18 protein-coding genes are annotated in these 21,054 nt (G+C 65.6%); 5 read left to right on the top strand and 13 right to left on the bottom strand.

All coding sequences use genetic code 11. The features are described from left to right. The coding region (locus VIM61_05155; GenBank protein ID HEY8899778.1) for a 3'-5' exonuclease at positions 1–674 on the top strand (674 nt) is incomplete at its 5' end. Here the strand turns inward: VIM61_05155 and VIM61_05150 are convergent. Next, the gene (locus VIM61_05150) at positions 622–1,185 is read right to left on the bottom strand and encodes a 5-formyltetrahydrofolate cyclo-ligase (GenBank protein ID HEY8899777.1); all 564 of its coding nucleotides are present in this window, start codon (positions 1,183–1,185) and stop codon (positions 622–624) included. The two genes, VIM61_05155 and VIM61_05150, sit on opposite strands and share 53 nt — an antisense overlap. 20 nt (positions 1,186–1,205) lie before the next feature. On the opposite strand from VIM61_05150, the gene VIM61_05145 reads away from it, so the two are divergent. The 4 genes from VIM61_05145 to VIM61_05130 all read left to right on the top strand — a co-directional run bounded on the left by VIM61_05145 (position 1,206) and on the right by VIM61_05130 (position 4,668). Then, positions 1,206–2,177 (top strand): MBL fold metallo-hydrolase, encoded by a 972-nt coding sequence (locus tag VIM61_05145; protein HEY8899776.1) that lies wholly within the window; start codon positions 1,206–1,208, stop codon positions 2,175–2,177. Between the two features lie 63 nt (positions 2,178–2,240). Continuing rightward, positions 2,241–3,161 (top strand): ABC transporter permease, encoded by a 921-nt coding sequence (locus VIM61_05140; GenBank protein HEY8899775.1) that lies wholly within the window; start codon positions 2,241–2,243, stop codon positions 3,159–3,161. Next, on the top strand, positions 3,154–4,053 hold the full coding sequence (locus tag VIM61_05135) for an ABC transporter permease (protein HEY8899774.1): 900 nt from the start codon (positions 3,154–3,156) through the stop codon (positions 4,051–4,053). Before VIM61_05140 ends, VIM61_05135 begins: the two co-directional genes overlap by 8 nt. Positions 4,054–4,131: 78 nt before the next feature. Next, a complete protein-coding gene (locus VIM61_05130) occupies positions 4,132–4,668 on the top strand; it encodes a hypothetical protein (GenBank protein ID HEY8899773.1) in 537 nt (178 codons plus the stop codon). Positions 4,669–4,705: 37 nt separating this feature from the next. On the opposite strand, the gene VIM61_05125 is transcribed toward VIM61_05130, so the two are convergent. The 12 genes from VIM61_05125 to uraD all read right to left on the bottom strand — a co-directional run bounded on the left by VIM61_05125 (position 4,706) and on the right by uraD (position 21,001). Further along, complete coding sequence (locus tag VIM61_05125) at positions 4,706–5,251, bottom strand: hypothetical protein (GenBank protein ID HEY8899772.1); 546 nt, start codon at positions 5,249–5,251, stop codon at positions 4,706–4,708. Positions 5,252–5,260: 9 nt separating this feature from the next. Next, complete coding sequence (locus VIM61_05120) at positions 5,261–5,785, bottom strand: hypothetical protein (GenBank protein HEY8899771.1); 525 nt, start codon at positions 5,783–5,785, stop codon at positions 5,261–5,263. A 212-nt stretch (positions 5,786–5,997) separates the two neighbouring features. Beyond that, positions 5,998–9,429, bottom strand: coding sequence for a DNA polymerase III subunit alpha (gene dnaE, locus VIM61_05115; protein ID HEY8899770.1), 3,432 nt, complete (start codon positions 9,427–9,429; stop codon positions 5,998–6,000). Positions 9,430–9,484: 55 nt separating this feature from the next. After that, entirely contained in the window at positions 9,485–10,225 is a 741-nt protein-coding gene (locus VIM61_05110) for a class I SAM-dependent methyltransferase (GenBank protein ID HEY8899769.1), read from the bottom strand. Then, entirely contained in the window at positions 10,222–11,835 is a 1,614-nt protein-coding gene (ade, locus tag VIM61_05105) for an adenine deaminase (protein ID HEY8899768.1), read from the bottom strand. The genes VIM61_05110 and ade overlap by 4 nt, the downstream gene beginning before the upstream one ends. Before the next feature lie 21 nt (positions 11,836–11,856). Next, positions 11,857–15,642: a xanthine dehydrogenase molybdopterin binding subunit gene (gene xdhB, locus VIM61_05100; GenBank protein HEY8899767.1), complete on the bottom strand. Its 3,786-nt coding sequence runs from the start codon at positions 15,640–15,642 to the stop codon at positions 11,857–11,859. Positions 15,643–15,669: 27 nt separating this feature from the next. Then, positions 15,670–16,902, bottom strand: coding sequence for a M20 family metallo-hydrolase (locus VIM61_05095; GenBank protein HEY8899766.1), 1,233 nt, complete (start codon positions 16,900–16,902; stop codon positions 15,670–15,672). Then, positions 16,899–17,642 carry a (S)-ureidoglycine aminohydrolase gene (gene allE / locus VIM61_05090; protein HEY8899765.1) on the bottom strand — a complete coding sequence of 248 codons (744 nt, stop codon included), beginning with the start codon at positions 17,640–17,642 and terminating at the stop codon, positions 16,899–16,901. Before allE ends, VIM61_05095 begins: the two co-directional genes overlap by 4 nt. After that, entirely contained in the window at positions 17,639–18,976 is a 1,338-nt protein-coding gene (gene allB, locus VIM61_05085) for an allantoinase AllB (GenBank protein HEY8899764.1), read from the bottom strand. The genes allE and allB overlap by 4 nt, the downstream gene beginning before the upstream one ends. After that, entirely contained in the window at positions 18,973–20,169 is a 1,197-nt protein-coding gene (locus VIM61_05080) for a M20 family metallo-hydrolase (protein ID HEY8899763.1), read from the bottom strand. The genes allB and VIM61_05080 overlap by 4 nt, the downstream gene beginning before the upstream one ends. Then, a complete protein-coding gene (gene uraH / locus VIM61_05075) occupies positions 20,169–20,498 on the bottom strand; it encodes a hydroxyisourate hydrolase (GenBank protein HEY8899762.1) in 330 nt (109 codons plus the stop codon). Before uraH ends, VIM61_05080 begins: the two co-directional genes overlap by 1 nt. Then, a complete protein-coding gene (gene uraD / locus VIM61_05070) occupies positions 20,495–21,001 on the bottom strand; it encodes a 2-oxo-4-hydroxy-4-carboxy-5-ureidoimidazoline decarboxylase (protein ID HEY8899761.1) in 507 nt (168 codons plus the stop codon). Before uraD ends, uraH begins: the two co-directional genes overlap by 4 nt. Between the last annotated feature and the right edge of the window lie 53 nt (positions 21,002–21,054).

Raw genomic sequence — 21,054 nt, 5'->3', positions numbered from 1 at the left:
ACGGACGCCTGCCTCGACTGGGAAGCCACCGCCGCCCTGCTGCGCGGATAGCCACTCCCGACCCGGTGCGAGTCCGCGACATCGCCTTCGCCGCCATCGATTTCGAGAGCGCCGGAGTCGCCCGCGGACAGACCGACGTGCCGATCCAGGTGGGCATCGCGGCCATGCGCGATGGCGTCATCACGGAGCCATTCGGGAGTTATCTCCACGCCGATCGGCCGGTCGCGTGGAGCGCCCGCAAGGTTCATGGGATCACCGACGATGACCTCGTCGGCGCCCCGCCCCTCGTCGCGCTCTGGCCGGAATTGCGGACCCGCCTCGCCGGTCGCTGGGTCGTTTCGCACGGCGCGGGCACCGAGAAGCGCTTTCTCCGGGCCTTTCCCGGGCATGGCTTCGGTCCCTGGGTCGATACCCTCACGCTCTTTCAGGCCGCGCTGCCGGAGGTCGACTCCCATTCCCTTTCCGCGCTGGCCGCCGCGTGCGGTTGCGAAGAGGAATGCCTGGCGCTCCGCTCCGGCTTTCGCTGGCACGACGCCCTCTGCGACGCCCTTGCCAGCCTGGTGCTGCTCCGGTGGCTGATCGCTCGCTGTGCCCTCGCCGACGAGCCTGCCGACGTGCTGCTCAATCCCGATCGAGCCCGCTACTACGCCGCTCGAGCCAGCCGTCCTCGGTGACGATCGCATCCACGTGCACGTCGTGCGCCTCGGTCGGCACCCGCTCGACGATTTGATCGGCAAACGCGACCGCCACCCGCCGCGCTCGCACTGCGGGATCCGCGAGGAAACGATCGTAGAACCCTCCGCCGCGTCCCAGTCGGCCGCCGTCGCGGTCGAAGGCCAGCCCCGGCACCAGCACGACATCGGCTTCCCCGGGCTTCGCAAGCGTGGCCGCGTCGGCGATCGGCTCGCGGGCGCCGAAGGCTCCGGGAACCAGTTCCGCGAGTGACGTAATGCGATGAAAGCGCAGGCGGCCGTCCTCGATGCGGGGCAGCGCGAAAGCTCCCTCCCGGGCGGCGGACAGCCAGTTCACCTCGGACTTCAGGGGCGCAAAGCCAAAGACGAATCCCCGCAAATTCGCAAGGTGCCCGGCAATGATCGCGGAGCGTGCCGCCCGCTCGGCCGGGGTCATTGCCCGCAGGATCGCCAGGACCCGAGCGCGGAGGATTTGCTTTTCCGTCGAGATCATGGAGACTTCGCGAAGTTAGTATGGTTCAGCGAACTCTCGCCAAGGAAATCCGCCGGGCGCGCCGCAAGATGGCTGTTTCCGCCGAGCGGCGCCGCAAGAAGCGACGTCCCGCCCATCACGCTTCGATGAAACTGGGCGCCGGCTGGCACGAGCGCAATTTCCTCACCGAAGTCGTCATTCCGACGATGTTTGCGAAGCGCAACGGCTCCAAGCTGAAGCCGATTTTCCCCGAGATCGCCGACGGCCAGGTCTGCGTCACCTGGATCGGCCACGCCTCGTTCCTCATCCAGACCCGCCACACGAGCATCCTCATCGATCCGATCTGGGCGAAGTGGCTGAAGGTCTTCAAACGCATCAAGCATCCCGGTCTCGAGCTGCACGACCTGCCCGACATCGATCTCGTGCTCGTCACGCACGCACACTTCGATCATCTCGACAAGAAGACGCTCCGCGCCGTCGCCGCCGATCAACCCATCGTCGTGCCCGAGCACGTCGGCAATCTCGTCCACGGCCTCGGCTTCAATCGCGTGCACGAGCTCAGGCGCTGGGACTGCCTCGAGCACGCCGATGTGAAGGTCACCCTCACGCCCGCGCACCACTGGGGCGCCCGCATGCTTCACGATTCGCACCGCGGCTTCGGCGGTTTCCTGCTCGAGTTCGGCGGACGCTCGATCCTCCATTGCGGCGACAGCGCCTACGCCTCCGGCATTTTTCCGCAGATCGCCGACCGCGCGAACATCGAGATCGCCCTTCTTCCCATCGGCGCCTACGACGCCCCGACGAAGCGCAACGTTCACATGAATCCCGAGGAAGCCCTCACCGCCTTCTCCGAGCTGCGCGCGCAGAAGATGATCCCCATGCACTACGGCAGCTTCCGCCTGAGTTACGAGCCGCCGCAGGAGCCCCCGGAGCGGTTGCTCGAGAGCGCCCGCAAACTCGGCCTGCTCGACAAGGTCCACTTCCTCACCGAAGGCCAGCCGGTCCTGTTCTAGCCGCCAGCCCGCCGGAGAAACGCTTTTCCCCCGGCGGCGCGCTGTGGCAGAGTCCGCGCAGTCATGGTCGCCTACCTGCTCCGTCGCCTCGCCGCCCTCGGCGTCGTGCTGTTCTGCGTCATCTCGGCGACGTTTTTTCTGATGCGATTTTCGCCCGGCAGTCCCTTCGACGCCGAGCGCAAGCTCCCCCCGGCCATCGAGAAACAGCTCATGGCCAAATACCAGCTCGACGGCCCGCTCTGGCAGCAATACCGCGACTACCTGCGCGACCTGCTCCGCGGCGACCTGCGCCTCTCCACGAAATACCGCAACCGCACCGTCAACGAGATCCTCGCGCAGACCCTGCCCGTCACCCTTGCGCTCGGCGCCGCCGCGTTTCTCGTCGCCACGCTCGCCGGCGTCTGGCTCGGCGCGTATGCCGCCACCCGACACGGCACCCTCGGCGACACCGGCGCCATGCTCGCCGCGCTCATCGCCATCTCGCTGCCGTCCTTCGTGATCGGTCCGCTCGCCGTGCTCGTCTTTGCCCTTTGGCTCGGGTGGCTGCCCGTCGGCGGTTGGGGCGGCCTTTCGCACCTCATCATGCCGGCCCTCGTGCTCGCCGCGCCCTACGTGGCCGCCATTGCCCGGCTGATGCGCGGCAGCATGCTCGAGACGCTCAATCAGGACTTCGTTCGCACGGCCCGCGCCAAGGGCCTCCGCGAGAGCACCATTCTCTACAAGCACGCCCTCCGCATCGCCATCCTCCCCGTCGTCTCCTACCTCGGCCCCCTCGCCGCGAATCTCCTCACCGGCTCCATCGTCGTGGAAACGATCTTCAACATCCCCGGCGCCGGCGGCTTTTTCGTCAACTCCATCCTCAACAAGGATACCTTCCTCCTCGGCGGCGTCGTCATCGTCTATTGCGCGCTGCTCGTGTTCCTGAACCTCGTCGTCGACCTCGCCTACTCGGTGCTCGACCGCAGAATCCAGCTCGATGGATAGTCGCGCGCCCCTCACCGGCGGCCAGCGCCTTGCCCGCAATCCCACCGCGCGCGTCTGCGGCGTCATCCTCGGCCTGCTCGCCCTCTCCGCCTTTGTCGGCCCGCTCTTTTTCCCCGCGAGCTACGCCCTGCCCAGCGCGCTCCAATACGCTCCGCCGTCGTGGACTCACCCCTTCGGCACCGATCTCAACGGCCGCGATCTCCTCCTCCGCGTGCTCATGGGCACCCGCGTCTCGCTTGTCGTTGGCATCTGCGGCGCGCTCGTCAGCCTCTTCATCGGCACCGCCTACGGCCTCGTCGCCGGTTACGCCGGCGGGCGCATCGATGGCGCGATGATGCGCCTCGTCGACATCCTCTACTCCATCCCGCGCCTCATCTTCATCCTCGTCCTCATCAACGCCTTCAACCGCTCCCTGCAAAACTTCGCCTCCGCCCACGGCTGGCAGGACCTCGTCGACTACTCGAGCATCGTCATCCTCGTCTTCGCCCTCGGCATCATCGAATGGCTCACTATGGCCCGCATCGTCCGCGGCCAGGTGCTCGCCTTGAAGAGCCGGCAATTCGTCACCGCCGCGCAGGCCCTCGGCCAGTCCCACTTTCGCATCCTCGTGCGCCATCTCCTGCCGAACCTCCTCGGCGTCATCATCATCTACCTCACGCTCACCATCCCCGCCGTCATCATCGACGAATCCTTCCTCAGCTTCCTCGGCCTCGGCATCCAGGCGCCGCACGCCAGTCTCGGCTCGCTCCTCTCCGACGGCGTCGCCGCCATCAATCCCGTCCGCAATCTCTCCTGGATGATCGTGTTCCCCTCGCTCGCCATGGCGCTCATTCTCCTGGCGCTGAACTTCCTTGGCGACGCCCTCCGCGACGCCCTCGACCCGCGGCGCTAGCATTCATCGGCATTTTTTCGCCATCCCCCGCGGGGATAGGCTTGACCACAGGCGTTCGAGCTCCTTTATTACGCGCTCATGTCATCCCGTCCCTTTCGTTTCGGAACCGGGGCGCTTTTCCTTCTCGGCGCTCTTTGCCTGCTCGCGCCTCTGCATTCCGCCGACGCGAAGGTCAGGAAACGCGTGGGCTGGCAGGGATTTGCCGCGAAGTATCTCGGCGGCTACACTGTGAGCCCGGCGATCGACACCGCCACCGGTCCGGCGAAGATTCGCATCACCACCTCGAAGGACGGCCGCTCCGCCCGCGTGACGTGGAAAAACACGTTCTACACCGAGAAAGGCCCCTACAACATCATCATGAAGTGGGTCTTCAACCCGAACGGCACCGTCTCGGTGAACACCGCCGATCCCCGCCGCCGCAACGTCGCCGCCCACGGCACCTTCGACGTCAACGGCAACCGCCCCGTCACCTTCGTCGTCAAGGACGCCACCGGCGAAGTCACCGGCACCGGCACCTTCAAGCTCAACGGCGGTGGCTCCATCCTGATTACCGGCAAGATCACAGGCCTCCCCGAAGGCGAAGTCATCTTCGGCTTCAGCGGCGGCCGGATGTAGTCGAATTCAGCGTCGCTCCTGCGCTACGCACCTCCGCTCAGGGATGAGCGCTGCCCAGCTCGCTGGTCTTCCGGCTATGGGCGAAAGTGCCGTTGGAAAACTTGTAGGTATCGAAGGTGTCGTAACCACGGGTCCCATTGAGAAAAGTCGTAATCAAAACGGTGTGCTCGTCGACAAGCTCGCCATGGTATTCTTCGCCTTCGTTCGAGATGAAAAACGGGCGAAAGAAGCCGGGGCTTTGCTCGTAGGCGACCACAAACAGACCTTGTTGGTAGGAATAGTTAAAAGATAAGACGCGCCTTCCATCGACCTTTCCAACCTCTTTTTCAATGACTTCGCGAAGCCGGTTCCTCCAGATTTCGGTCCATCTGAATTCGTGGGTTCCGTCTTTGGTCTTGGAAACTCCAGGAGCGTGCGTTCTCAAAAAAGTTTCCGTCACGTCGTAGTCGACCTTCGCCGGCACGACCTCTGAAAATAGACAGATGTCGACGTTCCATGGATTGCCGGAGTGCTCCCGAACGTCCGGGCCAACCGAATAGAATGGATTTGCGACCACAAACGCGATGGCGAGGAAGATGATCATTGAATGAACTTAGCTTTTCGAGAACTGCGCCACCGTAAGGGTCTTTAAAATCATGTCTTCATACTCACTCGCTATTCTTTGGTCATAACCCGTGTAAACACAGACGCAAAAAATACGTCCAGATAGAGACTTGAAATAATAGTGGTTAATGTAGGGAACCGGCGAAAAACTCCGAAAACCATGAGCAGCTAAATAACCTTTGAGACCGCTTTTGGTGACTACGAACTTGGAATAGAGCAAATCCTCTTTCGGATAGCCCGGCCTGCCCCCTCTCTTTTTATTGATGTTTTCCAACCCTTTGGCAGCCGCCTCCTCGGGAGTTTTGAAGTTTGCATTCGCTGGGTGAATTCGAACCTTAATTCCTCTTTTTGCTTTGGGGTCGCGGATCAGGTATCCAAACAAATCCTCGGCGTCATGAATCCACGAATCAGGAGCTGAGACGGTGGCTCCAGTGATGGAGTCTACAAAAGTTTTTGAAAAGGCCGTCGAGACCAGCGAACACGCTATCCACAGAACGATCGCGCTTATTTTCATAGGAGAGGGATGCGGTATGAATTTGTTAACCCCGTTCTTGGCTTCGTGAAACGACGAACTTGCGTGAGAATTTTTTCGGGGAGGAGGCGCTGCGCGCCTCCTCCCTTTGCTTTTGGCTGACGGCTTACACCCTCGGATGGGTCGAGCGGCGCGGACCACCGCCCGTGCCTGGCGAAGCCTTCCCCTTCTCGCGTCTCTGCGGGAGTTTGCCGTTACCCGGGCAGCAGCAGGTCGACCAATTCTGCCCGCAGCGCGCGTTCGTCGCCGACGGCGAATTCCTCGCCGGCGAGCACTTCCAGGCAATTCCCGTCCGGGCGGACGAAGCCGAGCTGCACCGGGCGGGCGCCGGGAAATTTGCGGATGGATTCCGCGATGCGCTCGAGGTCGCCCCCCGTCAGCTTGGGCGCTGCGAAGCGCAGGGCGACAGCGCTGCGAGACTTGCGGGGCTTCAGCTCCTGCAGCGAGTTCACGTAGACGCGGAGGTTGTCCTCTCGCTTGTTCACGCGGGCGCTCACCGACACGACCTTCTCGGCCTTGAGGAATTCGGCGTTCTTCGTCGCGGCCTCGTCCCAGACGGTCATTTCCAGCGAGCCGCCGCTGAGATCCTCAAGCACGAAGGCGCAGAACGGCTTGCCCTCGCGGCTGAACTTGTTGTCCGCGCTGCGAATGATGCCGGCCATCTTCACGCTGCCGGATTCCGTCATCTCGAGCACGTCGGTGATGCGCGTGTATTTCGCGCTGTCAAAGTGGCCGGCGTAGGTATCCAGCGGATGGCCGGTGACGTAAAAGCCGAGCAGCTCCTTCTCGTAGCCGAGCGTCTCGAGCTGCGACCACGGCTCGACCTCGGCCTCCGGCGTCTTGCGACGGGCCGTCTTCGGCGTGCTGGCCTCGAAGACGTCGAACATCGAGGCCTGCCCGCTCGCGCGATCCTTCTGCACGCTGCTGGCGGCGGCCATCACCTCCTCGATCTGCGAGAAAAGCCGGGCGCGATTCTTGTCGAAGCAATCGAAGGCGCCGCATTTCACGAGGCTCTCCATGAGCTTGCGATTCACGGCGCGGGAATCGAGGCGGGTGCAGAAATCCTCCATCGACTTGTAGGGGCCGTTCTTCGCGCGCTCGGCGATGGCGGCCTCCATCGGACCGGTGCCGACGTTCTTGATTGCCGCCAGGCCAAAGCGAATCGCCGGCGGATTCGCCGTGAGCACGGGCGTGAACTTGAAGCCGCTCTCGTTCACATCGGGCTGCAGGATCGTCGTGCCCATGCGTTTGCACTCCGCGAGCATGACGGCGAGTTTTTCGGTGTTGTCGGAGTCGGCGCTCATCAGGCCGCACATGAACTCCACCGGGTAGTGCGCCTTGAGATACGCCGTCTGGTAGCTGATGAGCCCGTAGGCCGCGGAGTGGGACTTGTTGAAGCCGTATTGGGCGAACTTTTCGAGCAAGTCGAAGATCGCGTTCGCCTGCTTCTCGGGGATGTTGTTCACCTCGGCGCAGCCCTTCACGAAGACGACGCGCTCCTTGGCCATCTTCTCGGCGTCCTTCTTACCCATCGCGCGGCGGAGCAGATCCGCCTGGCCGAGCGAGTAGCCGGCGAGGACGTTCGCGGCGCGCTGCACCTGCTCCTGGTAGATCAGAATGCCGTAGGTCTCCCCGGCGACCTGCTCGAGCAGCGGGTGCGGATACTCGACCTTCTGCGCACCCTTTTTGCGCTCGATGTAGTCGGGAATGAACTGCATCGGGCCCGGACGATACAGGGCGTTCAGCGCAATGATGTCGTTGATCGACTGGAAGTCGAACGACTTGCACCACGTCTTCATGCCACCGTCGATCTGGAACACGCCGGCCACCTCGCCGGAATTCAGCAGCGCGAAGGTCGCGGGATCGTCGATCGGGATCTGGCGCAGGTCGAAATCGGGCGAATGCTGGTGAATAAGCAGGACGGCCTCGTGAATGACGGTGAGCGTCTTCAGCCCGAGGAAGTCCATCTTGAGCATGCCGAGGTCGGTGAGCGGCCCCATCGCGTATTGGGTGACGACTTCCTCCTCCTTTCCGCGGCAGAGCGGGATGTATTCGTCGAGCTCGCGGTCGCCGATCACGACGCCGGCGGCGTGCGTGCCGAGATTCCGGCTGAGGCCCTCGAGCGTGAGCGCGTAGTCCCACACCTGCTTCGTCGAGGGCTCGTTCTCGATCGCCGTCTTCAGCTCGGGATTCTTCTCCGCGGCGCCCTTCAGGTCGATGTTCAGCTCGTTCGGGATCATCTTCGCGAGCCGATCCCCGTCACCGTAGCTGTTGCCCAGCACGCGATTCACGTCGCGCACGACGGACTTCGCGCCAAGCGTTCCGAACGTCACGATCTGCGAGACGGCACGTTCGCCGTATTTGCGGCGCACGTATTCGATCACCTCGCCGCGGCGATCCATGCAGAAATCGACGTCGATATCCGGCGGGCTGATGCGCTCGGGATTCAGGAAGCGTTCGAAGATCAGGCCGTAGGCCAACGGGTCGAGATCCGTGATCTCGAGCACGTAGGCGATGAGGGAACCGGCGGCCGATCCGCGGCCCGGCCCCACGGGAATGTCGCGCTGCTTCGCGTAGGCGATGAAGTCCCACACGATGAGGAAGTAGCTCACGAAGCCGGTCTTTTCGATGACGCCGAGTTCGTATTCGAGACGTTCGCGCACGACGGGGTCGTTCTCCGCCCGCTCGCCATACCGCTCGGAGAGGCCCTTGAAACAAAGCTCGCGGAGGTATTCCATGCGACCCTTGCCGGCGGGCGGCTCGTAGTCGGGATACTTCGGCTTCCCGAATTCCATCTTCATCGTGCAGCGCTCCGCGATGCGCACGGTATTCGCGCAGGCCTCGGGTAACTCGCGGAAGATGGCGGCCATTTCGTCGCCGTTCTTGAAATACAGCTCCGGCACGTAATGCATGCGCTTCTCGTCATGCACCATCGAGCCGGTGCCGATGCAGATCATCACGTCGTGGGCCTCGTGGTGGGAGCGGTCGAGAAAATGGACGTCGTTGGCCGCGACGAGACCGAGGTCGAACTCCCGGGCAAACTTCACCAGCTCGGGGTTGCAGCGGAGCTGCGCGTCGATGCCGTGATCGTGCAACTCGACGAAGAAATTCTCCGCGCCGAAGATGTCGCGGTAGCCGGCGATGGTCTCGCGCGCCTTCTGCGGCTGCCCCTGGATGAGCCATTGGTTGGCCTCGCCCTTGAGGCAGCCCGAGAGCGCGATGAGGCCCGCGGAATGCTTTGCCAGGAGCTCCTTGTCGACGCGCGGCTTGTAGTAGAATCCCTCGAGATGCGCCGCGGAGACGAGTTTCACGAGGTTGCGATAGCCCTCGTCGTTCTCGGCCAGCAGCGTGAAATGGTAGGAGGCTTCCTTCGCGGAGGACGCCTTCCGCTCATGCATGGAACCCGGCGCGACGTAGACCTCGCAGCCGATGATCGGCTTCACGCCCTGCTTTTCCGCCGCCTGATAAAATTCGACCGCTCCGAAGAGGTTGCCGTGGTCGGTCATGGCCACCGCGGGCATGCCGTATTCCCTGGCCCGCTTCATCAGGTCCTTCGTGCGAATGGCCCCGTCGAGGAGCGAATATTCCGTATGCAGATGGAGGTGAACGAAGGGAGCGTGGGCCACAGCGGAGGACTATAGACGCCCCCGCGGGGGCCGCAAGACGACGTGCCTCGAGCCGCTATTTCAGGACCTCGGCGGGCGATTTTCGCCCCACGATCAACACCTCGTCGGCGGTCGCCGTTTCGGAGAAATCGAGCGCGAATTCCAGGTCGGATTGCCACCGAAGGGCCCAAGGCATGAACAGGTGCGAGTAGAACCACATGGAGAGCCGCCGGTGCCGGTCGAGGCAGCCCATGGCAAAATCGAGCAGCAACGACGACTGCGGCTGCATCCCGTAGACGGCGCTGGATTCGATCGTCACCGCATGCGCGGAGAGGAGGTCCACGAGTTCGGCGGGTTCGAATCGGCGGGAATGGCCAACGGTGCGATCGAAACTCGTCCAGCGGCCCGGATGCAGCGGCACCGAGAGCAAGAGACGCCCGCCCGGCCGGATCACCCGCGTGATCTCGCGCAGCGCCACGGCGGGATCGGCGACGTGCTCGATGATGTCGAGCGCGCAGACGAGATCGTAAGTCGCGTCCGCCGCGGGCAGAGCCGTGGCGGATCCGACGACAGCGCGGCCGCCCGCAGCGCGAAGTTTACGCACCGCCGCCTCGCTGAGGTCGACGAATTCCGTGCCCTCGAGCGGGAGCCGGGGTCGGAGGCCGGGGCCGATCTCGAGCCGGACCGGGCATTCCGGAAGCAGCCGCTGGACGAGCGGCCACGTGTTGAAATGCGACGCATCGATCACGTGCGCATGATCCCACAACTGGTCGTAGAACTTCCGGTTGTAGTCGGCCAGTGGCTCGGGAGTGGTCATGCAGACGTGGCGACGTCGACAAACTCGAACTTCCGGCCGGAAAACAGGCCGAGATCGCTCATTTTCAGATCCGGAATGACGAGCAGCGCCATGAAGGACAGCGTCATGAACGGATCACGGAGCGAGGAGCCCAGCTCCCGCGCGAAGGCGGCGACTTCCTCGTAACGGGCTGCCACCTCCTCGCCCGGCAGAGTGGACATGAGGCCGGCGATCTCGAGCGGCAGGACGCGACTCGTCCCCTCGCCGTCCGTCGCGGCCACGCCGCCCCTGGCCGCGATCACGGCATTCACCGCCGCGGCAAGCGCGGCGTCGGACGCGCCGACCGCGACGATATTGTGGGAATCGTGCGCCACGGAGGAGGCAATGGCGCCACGCGTGAGGCCGAATCCGCGAATGTAGCCCACGGCGGGTGGAGCCGCGGCGTAGCGATTCACGACGGCGATCTTGAGCACATCGGGCGCATCGACCGCCGCCACGTCATGTCCCGTGATGAGCTCGCCATCCTGCGCGACGATCACATTCACCAGTCCCGACTCCGCTCGCGCGAAGTCCTCTGCGACAACCGGCGTGGCCACGAAGCGGTTCACGGCCTCGACCGGTATCGTGGCCAGATGCGAAGCGCCGCCCGACGCGACGCAAACGCCGTCGAGCCAGGTCTCCGTGACGCGGAAGTCGGTGAGATCCTCGACCACGATGAAGTCGGCGGGATCGCCGGCTCGCAGCAAGCCCACCGGCAGCCGGTAATGCAAAACGGGATGCACGCACGCGCAGCGCAGCACGTCGAAGACGTCCGCCCCGCCGGCCACGGCGCGGGCCACGATGCGATCGAGATGCCCGCGCACGAGCGCGTTTGGATGGAGGTCGTCCGTGCAGAGCATGCAGTGCGCGGGATGAGTGCGCAGCAGAGGCTCCAGCGCGGCGAAGTTGCGGGCGGCGGAGCCTTCCCGAATGGAAATCCACATGCCAGCGGCGATCTTATCCAGCGCCTCGGGCAGGCTGTAGCACTCGTGGTCGGTCTCGATGCCGGCGGCCGCGTAACGCGCGGCATCCTCCCCGCGCAGGCCGGGTGCATGGCCGTCCACGGGCTTCCCGACCGCTTTCGCCGCGGCGATCTTGCCGAGCAACTCCGGATCGCCACCCAGCACGCCGGGCCAGTTCATGACCTCGCTCAGGTAGCCGATGCCCGGTCGCGCGAGCAGTTCCGTGACCTCCGAGAGACCGAGCGTGGCGCCCGCGGTCTCGAACGTCGTCGCCGGCACGCACGGCGGCGCGCCGAAGCAGAACTTGAACGGCGATTCCGCCGCGTTCGCGAGCATGAAGTCGATGCCGGCCACGCCGAGCACGTTCGCGATCTCATGCGGGTCGCTCACCGTTGCGACCGTGCCGTGCACCACCGCGAGGCGTGCGAACTCCGCGGGCGGCAGCATGGAGCTCTCGATGTGCACATGCGCGTCGACGAAGCCCGGCAGGAGATACCGCCTCGGCGCCTCGGCAACCTCGCGGATGTCGGCAATGCGACCGGCGGCAATCTCGATCTCGGCGGGGAAAATGGTGCGCCGATGCAGGTCCACGAGTTGACCTGAAATCACGCGCCGGTCTGCGGTTTCCATGGGCGCAACTTTGTCCTCCGTTCAGCGCGGCGGCAAGCGTCGCCGGATCGCGAAATGGATCGCCTCGCCGGTCGCGGGCGAGGCCAGTTCGACCGGGCCGCCGGGCGTTCCGAAGGCGGCCACCGCATCGCGAATCGCCTCGCGCACCGAGATCGCAAGCATGAGCGGTGGCTCGCCGACGGCCTTGCTGCCATGGACGACGCCCTCCTGCGCGGCATTCGGCAGCAGACGCACGCGGAAGTCGGCCGGCGCATCGCTGTAGGCGGGAATCGCGTAGGTGCTGGCGCTGTGCGTGAGCAGTCGTCCCTCGGCATTCCAGAGCAACTCCTCGCGCGTCAGCCAGCCCATGCCCTGCACGAAGCTGCCCTCGATCTGGCCGCGATCGACGCTCGGATTCAGCGATTCGCCGACGTCGTGAAGGATATCCACCCGGCGCACGCGATGGCCGCCGGTCCAGCCATCGACCTCCACTTCGCTGACCGCTGCTCCGCAGCCGTAGTAGTAGAACGGATGTCCCTTGCCGGCGGCGCGGTCCCAGTGAATCTCGGGCGTCTTGTAGAATCCCGTGGCCGAGAGCGACACGCGCATGCGGTGGGCGGTGTCGCAAAGCTCGGCGAACGGGATCGTGTGCGCCGGATCGTGCGAAAAACTCACGTTGCCGTCGGCGAGGATCATTTCCGCATCGGTGGGCGCATCGAGCATCTCGGCGGCGAGCGGGCGCAGGCGCGCCTTCAACTCGCGACAGGCGTTGCGCACGGCCGCGCCGTTGAGGTCCGCTCCGCTCGACGCGGCGGTCGCCGACGTGTTGGGAATCTTGTCGGTGCGCGTGGGCATCAGCCGCAGCCGGCTGGCGGGCAGGCCGAGCTCGCGCATGGCGATGCCGAGGATCTTGGTGTGGAGCCCCTGCCCCATCTCGGTGCCGCCGTGGTTCACCTGCACGCTGCCGTCGACGTAGGCAAGCAGGAGCGCCCCGGCCTGGTTGTAGGGCGTGTAGGTGAAGGAAATGCCGAACTTGACGGGCGTGATGGCAAGCCCGCGCTTGCGCATCGGGTGCGCCACATTCCAGGCATCGACCTCCGCGCGCCGGCGCTCGTAATCGGAATCCGCGAGCACGCCGTCCCAGATCGTGCGAATGCGATTGTCGGCGATTTCCTGGCCGTAGTGCGTCGTGTTCGTTTCCCCAGTTCCCCGGTAGAGATTGCGATCGCGCACGACCTCCGGGCGGAGGCCGAGCGACCGGGCGACGCGGTCGAGGATCTCCTCGATGATCAGCATGCCCTGCGGCCCGCCGAAGCCGCGAAAGGCGGTGTTCGAGACGAGATTGGTCTTCGCGACGCGGCCGGAGAACTCCACCGCCGGGAGATAGTAGGCGTTATCGAGATGGAAGAGCGCGCGATCGGTGATCGGCATGGAAAGGTCGAGCGACCAGCCGCCGTTCGAGACCAGCTCGACCTTCGCAGCAAGCACGTGGCCCTCGGCGTCGAAGCCGATCTCGAACTTCGCGTGAAACGGGTGCCGCTTGCCCGTGAGCTGCATGTCGAGATCGCGATCGAGCTGCACGCGAACCGGACGGCCCGTCTTCCACGAAGCGATTGCGGCCAGCGCGGCCCACGTGTTCCCCTGCGTTTCCTTGCCGCCGAATCCCCCGCCCATGCGCGGCGCTTCGACGACGACTTCATTGCGCTGCAGGCCGAGTACCCGCGCGACGATGATCTGGATCTCGGTCGGATGCTGGGTGGAACTGCTGACGAACACACCGTCGTCCGGAAGCACCTCGGCCCAGGCGGCGTGCGACTCGAGGTAGAAATGCTCCTGCCCGCCGAGATCGAACTCGCCGGTGATCTTCCGCGGAGCCGCCGCCAACGCGGTAACGGCGTCGCCGCGCCGGATGAAGTTCGCCTCCGTGTGGTAGCTCTCCGCCGCGATCGCGGCGGCAATCGTGAGCACCGGGGCAAGCGGCTCGTAGTCGACGACGATGGCCTGCGCGGCGGCACGGCAGGCGATCTCGGATTCTCCGACGACGCACGCGACCATGTGGCCGTGGAATTCCACGGTCTGATCCGCGAGGAGGATTTCGTCCGGGCGAGAGCAGCCGACATCGTTAACGCCCGGAACGTCGGCCGCGGTGAGCACCGCAGAGACGCCGGGCATGGCCTCGGCCGCAGAGGTATCGATTCGGCGAATGCGCGCGTGAGCGAAGGGCGCGCACACCGGCCAGAGCGTGAGCATTCCCCCGCGACGCAGCGCGATGTCCTCGACGTATTGCGCGGCACCGGTGACGTGGCCGACGGCGCTCTCGTGCGTGAGGCCACGCGAGCGATCGTCGTTGTCCCAGCGTGCCCCGGCCTCTACCGCGGGCAGTTCTTCCGAGGGTTCGTTCGAAGCGAATTTCCGCCAGAGACCGACGACGAGATCCGCGCGAAACTCCGCGGTGCCGCGGGCATCGGTGATCGGGGAAAAGGTTTTCGCGAGAATGTCGGCGACGGCTTCAACGGTTGCGTCATCGAGTTTGCGGCCGATCAACGCGTCGCCCGCCTGAGACGCGAGCGCGGGACTGGCAGCCACGCCGCCAAACGCGAGACGCCCCCCCCGAATGGTCCCGGCTTCGTCGAAATCGATGCAAAACGCCGCGGCCGCAATGCTGATGTCCATCTCGACGCGCCTGGAGACCTTCAGGAAACGGGCCCGGCGGGAATTCACGCCCGCGGGCAGGCCCCGCGGGATCAGGACCGACGCCATCACTTCGTCGGGCGCGAGCATGGTTTTGCGATAGCCGGTGAAGAACGCGGCGAGCGGGACCACGCGTTCCCCGCGAGCGGAAACGAGCCGAACGGAAGCACCGAGCGAGAGCAGCACCGGCGCGCTGTCACCGATCGGCGAAGCGGTCACGAGATTGCCGCCGAGAGTGGCGCGATTCCGAATCTGGCGCGATGCGAAGACGGGAAACATCTCCGTGAGCGAGGGATATTCGCCGGCCAGCGCCTCCTCGATCTGTGTAAGCGTCGCGGCAGCGCCGAGTTCCCACTGCGCCTCGTCGGCCTGGCATTCGCGGAGGGCCTCGATGGCTTCGAGAGAAATCAGGAGGGGAATCTGTCGGGCGCGCTTGTTGATCTCGACGCCGATCTCGGTGGCCCCGGCGACAAGCACGGCCTCCGGATGGGCGGCCCGCAACGCGAGCAGTTCCGGGAGCGTGGTCGGTCGCAGAAAGGCGCCGGCCTTCGTCTCGTAACCAAGCTCCGAGGGCGGCGGCACGGGCTTCCGCAGGCGGGCGGCAAAGGCATCGTCGCAGGGGTTTGCGTAAAGCTCGCGGGCGGCATCGCGGATCGGTCGATAACCGGTGCAGCGGCAGAGGTTGCCGCAGAGTTGATCCGCAACGGCGGCTGGATTGTCCATTCCGGGACGGTAGGCGCCCTCGAACATCGACATGACGAAGCCCGGCGTGCAGTAGCCGCATTGCGAGCCGAAGTTGCGCACCATGCAGGCCTGCGCGGGATGGAGTTCGCCCGCTTTCGCGAGGCCCTCGACCGTGACGACCTCGCGATCGGCAAACATCGGGAGTAGCGCGATGCAGCTGTTCACCGCCCGGTAGGTCGGTCGGCCCGCGGCGTCCCGGTCGACGAGCGCAACGGTGCACGCGCCACAATCTCCCTCGGCGCAGCCTTCCTTCGTGCCGGTGAGGCCGGATTCGCGGAGCCAGTCGAGCAACGTCGTTTGCGAAGACAGCCCCCGCACCTCGCGACGAACGCCATTCACCGTGACAGCAAAATGATCCGAACGGACAACGCGCGAACTACGGGAGGCACTCATACGACGGTTCGAAACCAGCAGCTCAAATTACGCGGCGATCGTTCGCAGGGAATCGGCGAGCACGCGCACGCCCTTCGCGGTGGCCTCCGTGCTCGAGAATTCGTCCGGGCGGTGGCTCCATCCGTTCCGGCACGGGATGAAGATCATGACCGTCGGACAGATGCGGGCCATGAAAAGCGAATCGTGATACGCCCGGCTGATCATCCGGGAAACGCTATAGCTGCGGGCATCCGCCGCCGCGGCGACCGTGGCGACAAGCCCGGGATCGCAGGTCGCGGGCGCGTCGGAATTGATGACGTCGATCCTGATCGCCACCCGGCGCCGGGCGGCGATGGCCTCCGCGGCGGCCCGGATGGCCGTCTCGGCGCGGTCGCGCGTGGCGAGGCCGGTGTCGCGCAAATCGATCTCGAGCATCGCCCGCGCCGGCACGCTGTTGATCGCGCCTGGCTCGATGCGAAAGACGCCCGTCGTGCCCACGGTGTCCGCGCTTCCCGACTCCAGCGCGGCCTTCTCGACGGCGAGCGCGAGTTCCGCCGCGGCCAGCGAGGCGTCGCGGCGGCCGGGCATGAGCACCGCCCCGGCATGACCGCCCTCGCCCTCGATGTGCACGCGGAACGCGGCCGGCGCGGCGATCTTCTCCACGGCGCCGATATCAAATCCCTCGCGCTCGAGCAGCGGCCCCTGCTCGATGTGCAGCTCCAGAAACGCATGGAAATGTCCAGGCGCGAGCCGCACGGATTCGAGCGCGCCCGAGCATCCGGCGGCGAGTCGGAGGTCCTCCAGCGATCGCCCCTCGGGATCGCGAAGCGTGGCGACGGTCTCCGCGTCGAGGGCGCCGGCGAGCAAGCGACTGCCGAGGCAACCGAGAGCAAAACGCGTGGGCTCCTCCGCCGTGAACATCACGATCTCGATCGAGCGCCGGGGCTGAAATCCTTCGCGCTGAAGCGTGCGCACCGCCTCCAGCGCCCCGAGCACGCCGACGACGCCGTCGAATCGCCCGGCATTGGGAATCGCGTCCGTGTGCGAGCCCGTGGCCACGGAGGGCAACTCCGGTTCGGTGCCGATCCAGCGCGCGAAGATGTTGCCGACCGCGTCCTCGTGAATCGTGAGGCCGGCGGCGATGAGCTTCTCCCGCAGCCACGCGCGGGCCGCGAGGTCCTCCGGCGAAAAGAGCACGCGGGTGACCGCGGGCGGCGGATCGGAGGTGATGGCGGCGAGCGCGTCGATCTCGCCCTGGAGCACGTCGGCAGCGACGCTCATGGCATCGGGGAGCGATTGACGTCCTTGTAGTAGAGGTAGCTTGCGGGTGATTTGCCCATCGCGACGAACCATTGCGGGCAATAGGGCGCCATCCAGATGGCGTCGCCGGCGGCCACCGGATACCAGGCATCCTCGAGCCGGTAAACCCCCTCGCCCGTGAGCATGATGAGGCCGTGCTCCATGATGTGCGTCTCGACGAATGGCAACCGCGCGCCGGGCTGGTAAGTGAAAAGATTCACCGCCATGTCGAAGGCCGGCCCATCCGGCAGCAGGGTTTTCAATCGGGCATCGGGGTCGCCAAGGAACGGCAGTCCCTCGACTTCCGCGGCATTTCCAAAGCAGACCTCCGGCGCGGCCACGCCCGCGAGCGGAACAAAGCGCTTTTGAAAAACGGTCACCCGCGTGCCTTTGCCGGGCTTCGCGAGAACCAGCGGAGTGCCCGCCGGGACGAAGACGTAGCCGCCTTCCGTGAGCACCTGGGAGGTCCCGCCGGCGCTGGCGGTGCATTTTCCGCTCATCACGTAGAGACACGTCTCGATCCCGGCCTCGGCAAATTCCGCCCGGCCGCCCGGCGAAAACGTCAGCAGCAACTGGGTGAGGTTCGCCCCCATTGCCGGAGAAATGATCACGTTCGCCACGGCACCGGAAACCCCCGGCAGCGTGCTCGGCACCAGCCCGTCGGGTGCGATCAGGGCATGTCTGCTACCAATCCGGGTGCGGGTCTCGCCAAAAGCCATCATAGAATTCGAGGTAAAAAACGTCCGCCGCCAGGGGGCAGGCTCTGGCCGCCGGGGGAAACGTCCCTTCCTCGCAGCAAGGATCGCGCCACGCGGCTGGCAATTTCAAGGCCGACATAGGGCGAAGTGCGGTGGCGGTAGAGCAGGTCTTCGGTGGTGATCCGCCGCGGCTCCGTCCGCTCGACAAGAATCACGTCCGCGTCACAACCGATGGCGATGCGTCCTTTTCGGTCGCCAAGTCCAAAGCGCGTCGCCGGCCGGGCCGAAACGAGGTCCCACACGGTCGCCAGATCGGCGCCGCATTGATCGAGCAGCAGAAGAAACCCGTGCTGGCACCCCATGATGCCGCCCCAGACGGCGAACATGTCGTCGCCCTGTTTCATGTCGGGTGGCGCGGGCGAATGGTCGGAGCCGATGCAATCTACGCGTCCAGCCCGCACGTCCTGCCACAGGCCCTCGCGCGTCGCTCCGTCGCGCAGAGGCGGCGCGCACTTCGCAATGGCGCCGTGAAGGAACATCGCCCGCTCGTCGAGCAGCAGATGGTGCGGGCATACTTCGCAGGTGACATCGCGTCCCGCGGCGCGCGCCTCGGCGACGAGAGCCACCGCCGGTGACGAACTCAAATGGACCACATGCAGCGCACAGCCGGTCTCGCCCGCGAGATCGAGGGCCACGCGCACCGCCTCGACCTCCGAGGCCACCGGGCGCGAATCGAGAAAGGCCCTCACATCCCGACGGCCGGCCGCCATCACTTCCGCGGTCATCTGCGCAACGATTGCCGAGTCCTCGGCATGCACGGCAACGGGCAGCCCGAGCTTCGCCGCCACCTTCATTCCCTCGCGCAGAACGCCGGCATCCACACCCGGAAAATCCGCAATGCCGCTGTCGATCATGAAGGCCTTGAAGCCCACGACGCCACAGGCCGCAAGTTCCTCGAGTCGATCGAGGTTTTCCGGGATCAATCCGCCCCACAGCGCGAAATCCAGCACGGACGACGCCTCGCCGGCAGCCCGCTTCAGTTCGAACGACTCGCGGTCGATCGTCGGCGGCGCGGCGTTGAGCGGCATGTCGACGAACGCCGTTCCCCCACCCGCCGCGAGCGAGCGTGAGCCGGTCGCAAATCCCTCCCACTCGGTGCGGCCCGGCTCGTTGAAATGCACGTGGGCATCCACGACGCCTGGCAGCACCAGCCGGCCGCCGGCGTCGATCTCCTCGCGCCCCCCGGAAGAAATCGAGGGCGCGATCTCGCAAATGACGCCGTTCTCAACGCCCACGTCGACCGCAGCGAAAGCTCCGTCGGTGAGCACACTTCCATTGCGAATGACCAGATCCATCATGCCGAAAAATTTCTCAGGAACTCGGAAAGCACGTCCACGGCCAACGCGATGTCCGCCGTCGCGGCGAATTCATCCGGATGATGGCTGAGGCCCCCGCGACAGCGCACGAAAAGCATCGCAGCCTCCGTCACCTCGGCCAGAGCAACCGCATCGTGACCGGCGCCGCTGACCAACCGCGGGCAGCGCGGCTGATGCCGCTCCACGATCTTCGCGAGCGCCTCGCAGAGTCGCGGAGAACATCTTGCCGCCGGCGCCTCGAGCGGAATCTCGATGCGCACCGCGAGGTCGCGCCGCGCCATCCGCGTCTCGATCTCCGCAAACAGCTCCCGGGAAAAGCGCTGCCGCGTCGCATCGTCCGCGTCGCGAATGTCGATCGTGAACCACACCTCGCCCGGGATCACGTTGCTCGCCGCGGCCGGGATTTCCAACTGCCCGACCGTGGCCACCAGTCCGCCGGCGGCTCGCCCCATCTCCTCGATGAGCAGCACGCATTCCGCCGCCCCGGCGAGCGCATCGCGGCGCAGAGTCATCGGCGTGGTGCCCGCGTGACCCGCGCGACCGGTGAGCGTGACCCGCGCGCGCGTCTGGCCGGCAATCGCCGTGACCACCCCAAGCGCGAGATTCTCCGCCTCGAGCACCGGCCCCTGCTCGATGTGCGCTTCGACGTAACCGAGCAACCGGCGGGGCGGCGGAGCCGGAAAACGCGGAACGTGCGCCGCCATCGCCTCGGCGACGGTGATGCCGTTCCGATCCGCGCAGCCGCGCTCCATTGCGCCGAGGCGACCGGTGTAGGCTCGGCTGCCGAGATAGGTCGTCTGGAAGCGCACACCCTCCTCGTCGGAGAAGGCCGCCACCTCGAGATGCACGCGCGGCCCGGCGGCCACGGCGCGCTCCACCGCGAGGAGGCCCACGACCACGCCCATCGGTCCGTCGAAGCGCCCCGCATTGCGGACGCTATCGAGGTGCGATCCGCAGACCAGCGTGCCCGCGGCAGGATCGCCGCAGTCGTAGCGTCCGATCAGGTTCCCCGCCTCATCCTCGTGAACCGTGAGGCCGGCGGCCGTCATCCAGCCGGCGAGGACGTCCTTTGCGCGCTCGAGCGCCGGAGACAGGAACGTGCGGGTGAGCCCGGGCGGTTCGTCGGTGATCGTGGCCAGTTCGTCGAGCCAGGCGTCGATACGCGGATCGCTCATCAACTTCCGCGATACGTGCTGTAACTCCACGGCGTGCAGAGCAGCGGGACATGGTAGGACTGCGCCGCGTCCGTAATGCGAAAACGCACCGGCACGATCTCGAGAAAGCCCTCGGCGACCCCGAAATACGCGGCGACATGAAAACGCAGCTCGAAGACTCCCTCCCGCATTTCGTCCGGTCCCAGCATCGGCGCCTCCGTGCGGCCATCCGCGTTCGTCATCGCCGTTTTGACGATCGCACCGGTGTCGTCGACCAGGTCGATGCGCATGCCCGGTGCCGGACCGCCGCGCACGAGATCGAGGACGTGAGTGCTCAGCCTTGCACTCATGCCGTAATCCGATCACGCAGGCGCAGATCAGCGATCTTCCGCACTTCCGCGAGGGCCGTGGCGAATTCCACGGCGAGCGGTTGACTCAAACGCTGGCGGAAAGCTGCGCGAATGGCATTTTTGTTGTTCCCACGCACGCACAGGATGAAGGGGAAGCCAAAGCGCTGCCGGTAGCGTTCGTTCCAGGCATTGAACGCCTTGAACTCGCTTTTGGTGAGCCGATCCAGCCCGGCGGAAGCCTGCTCGCTGGCCGATTCGCGGGTGAGCCCGCCAGCCAGCACCAGTTTTCCCGCAAGGTCCGGATGCGCCCGCAGGAGCGCCAGCTGGTCGTCCCGCCCCGCGGCTTCGACCGCAGCCCACATGGCCGCGTCGAGGGACTCCACATCCGCAAAAGGCCGCGCCGCGGCCGCCGCTTTCACGATCCAGGGAGAATGCTCCCAGATGCCGTCGAGGGCGGCGCAAAAATCGTCTTCCGATGCCTCATTCAACTCCGCCACCGTCATTGGCTTGAATCCTTCATCGGGGAGAAACTTCTACCGCCCGCCCGCGCCATCGC

The sequence above is a fragment of the Chthoniobacterales bacterium genome (assembly GCA_036569045.1).
Taxonomy (GTDB): Bacteria; Verrucomicrobiota; Verrucomicrobiia; order Chthoniobacterales; family JAATET01; genus JAATET01.
Note: the sequence above shows the minus strand (reverse complement) of the source record. Positions and strands in the feature narration are given on the sequence as shown.

What these genes read in the sequence shown, in the direction of transcription:
- uraH (HEY8899762.1), bottom strand. Translation starts at nt 20,498, where the DNA reads ATGAGTGCAAGGCTGAGCACTCACGTCCTCGATCTCGTGCGCGGCGGT.
- uraD (HEY8899761.1), bottom strand. Translation starts at nt 21,001, where the DNA reads ATGACGGTGGCGGAGTTGAATGAGGCATCGGAAGACGATTTTTGCGCC.
- allB (HEY8899764.1), bottom strand. Translation starts at nt 18,976, where the DNA reads ATGATGGATCTGGTCATTCGCAATGGAAGTGTGCTCACCGACGGAGCT.
- VIM61_05145 (HEY8899776.1), top strand. Translation starts at nt 1,206, where the DNA reads ATGGTTCAGCGAACTCTCGCCAAGGAAATCCGCCGGGCGCGCCGCAAG.
- VIM61_05150 (HEY8899777.1), bottom strand. Translation starts at nt 1,185, where the DNA reads ATGATCTCGACGGAAAAGCAAATCCTCCGCGCTCGGGTCCTGGCGATC.
- VIM61_05120 (HEY8899771.1), bottom strand. Translation starts at nt 5,785, where the DNA reads ATGAAAATAAGCGCGATCGTTCTGTGGATAGCGTGTTCGCTGGTCTCG.
- allE (HEY8899765.1), bottom strand. Translation starts at nt 17,642, where the DNA reads ATGATGGCTTTTGGCGAGACCCGCACCCGGATTGGTAGCAGACATGCC.
- VIM61_05140 (HEY8899775.1), top strand. Translation starts at nt 2,241, where the DNA reads ATGGTCGCCTACCTGCTCCGTCGCCTCGCCGCCCTCGGCGTCGTGCTG.
- ade (HEY8899768.1), bottom strand. Translation starts at nt 11,835, where the DNA reads ATGGAAACCGCAGACCGGCGCGTGATTTCAGGTCAACTCGTGGACCTG.
- xdhB (HEY8899767.1), bottom strand. Translation starts at nt 15,642, where the DNA reads ATGAGTGCCTCCCGTAGTTCGCGCGTTGTCCGTTCGGATCATTTTGCT.
- VIM61_05110 (HEY8899769.1), bottom strand. Translation starts at nt 10,225, where the DNA reads ATGACCACTCCCGAGCCACTGGCCGACTACAACCGGAAGTTCTACGAC.
- VIM61_05125 (HEY8899772.1), bottom strand. Translation starts at nt 5,251, where the DNA reads ATGATCATCTTCCTCGCCATCGCGTTTGTGGTCGCAAATCCATTCTAT.
- VIM61_05095 (HEY8899766.1), bottom strand. Translation starts at nt 16,902, where the DNA reads ATGAGCGTCGCTGCCGACGTGCTCCAGGGCGAGATCGACGCGCTCGCC.
- VIM61_05080 (HEY8899763.1), bottom strand. Translation starts at nt 20,169, where the DNA reads ATGAGCGATCCGCGTATCGACGCCTGGCTCGACGAACTGGCCACGATC.
- VIM61_05135 (HEY8899774.1), top strand. Translation starts at nt 3,154, where the DNA reads ATGGATAGTCGCGCGCCCCTCACCGGCGGCCAGCGCCTTGCCCGCAAT.
- VIM61_05130 (HEY8899773.1), top strand. Translation starts at nt 4,132, where the DNA reads ATGTCATCCCGTCCCTTTCGTTTCGGAACCGGGGCGCTTTTCCTTCTC.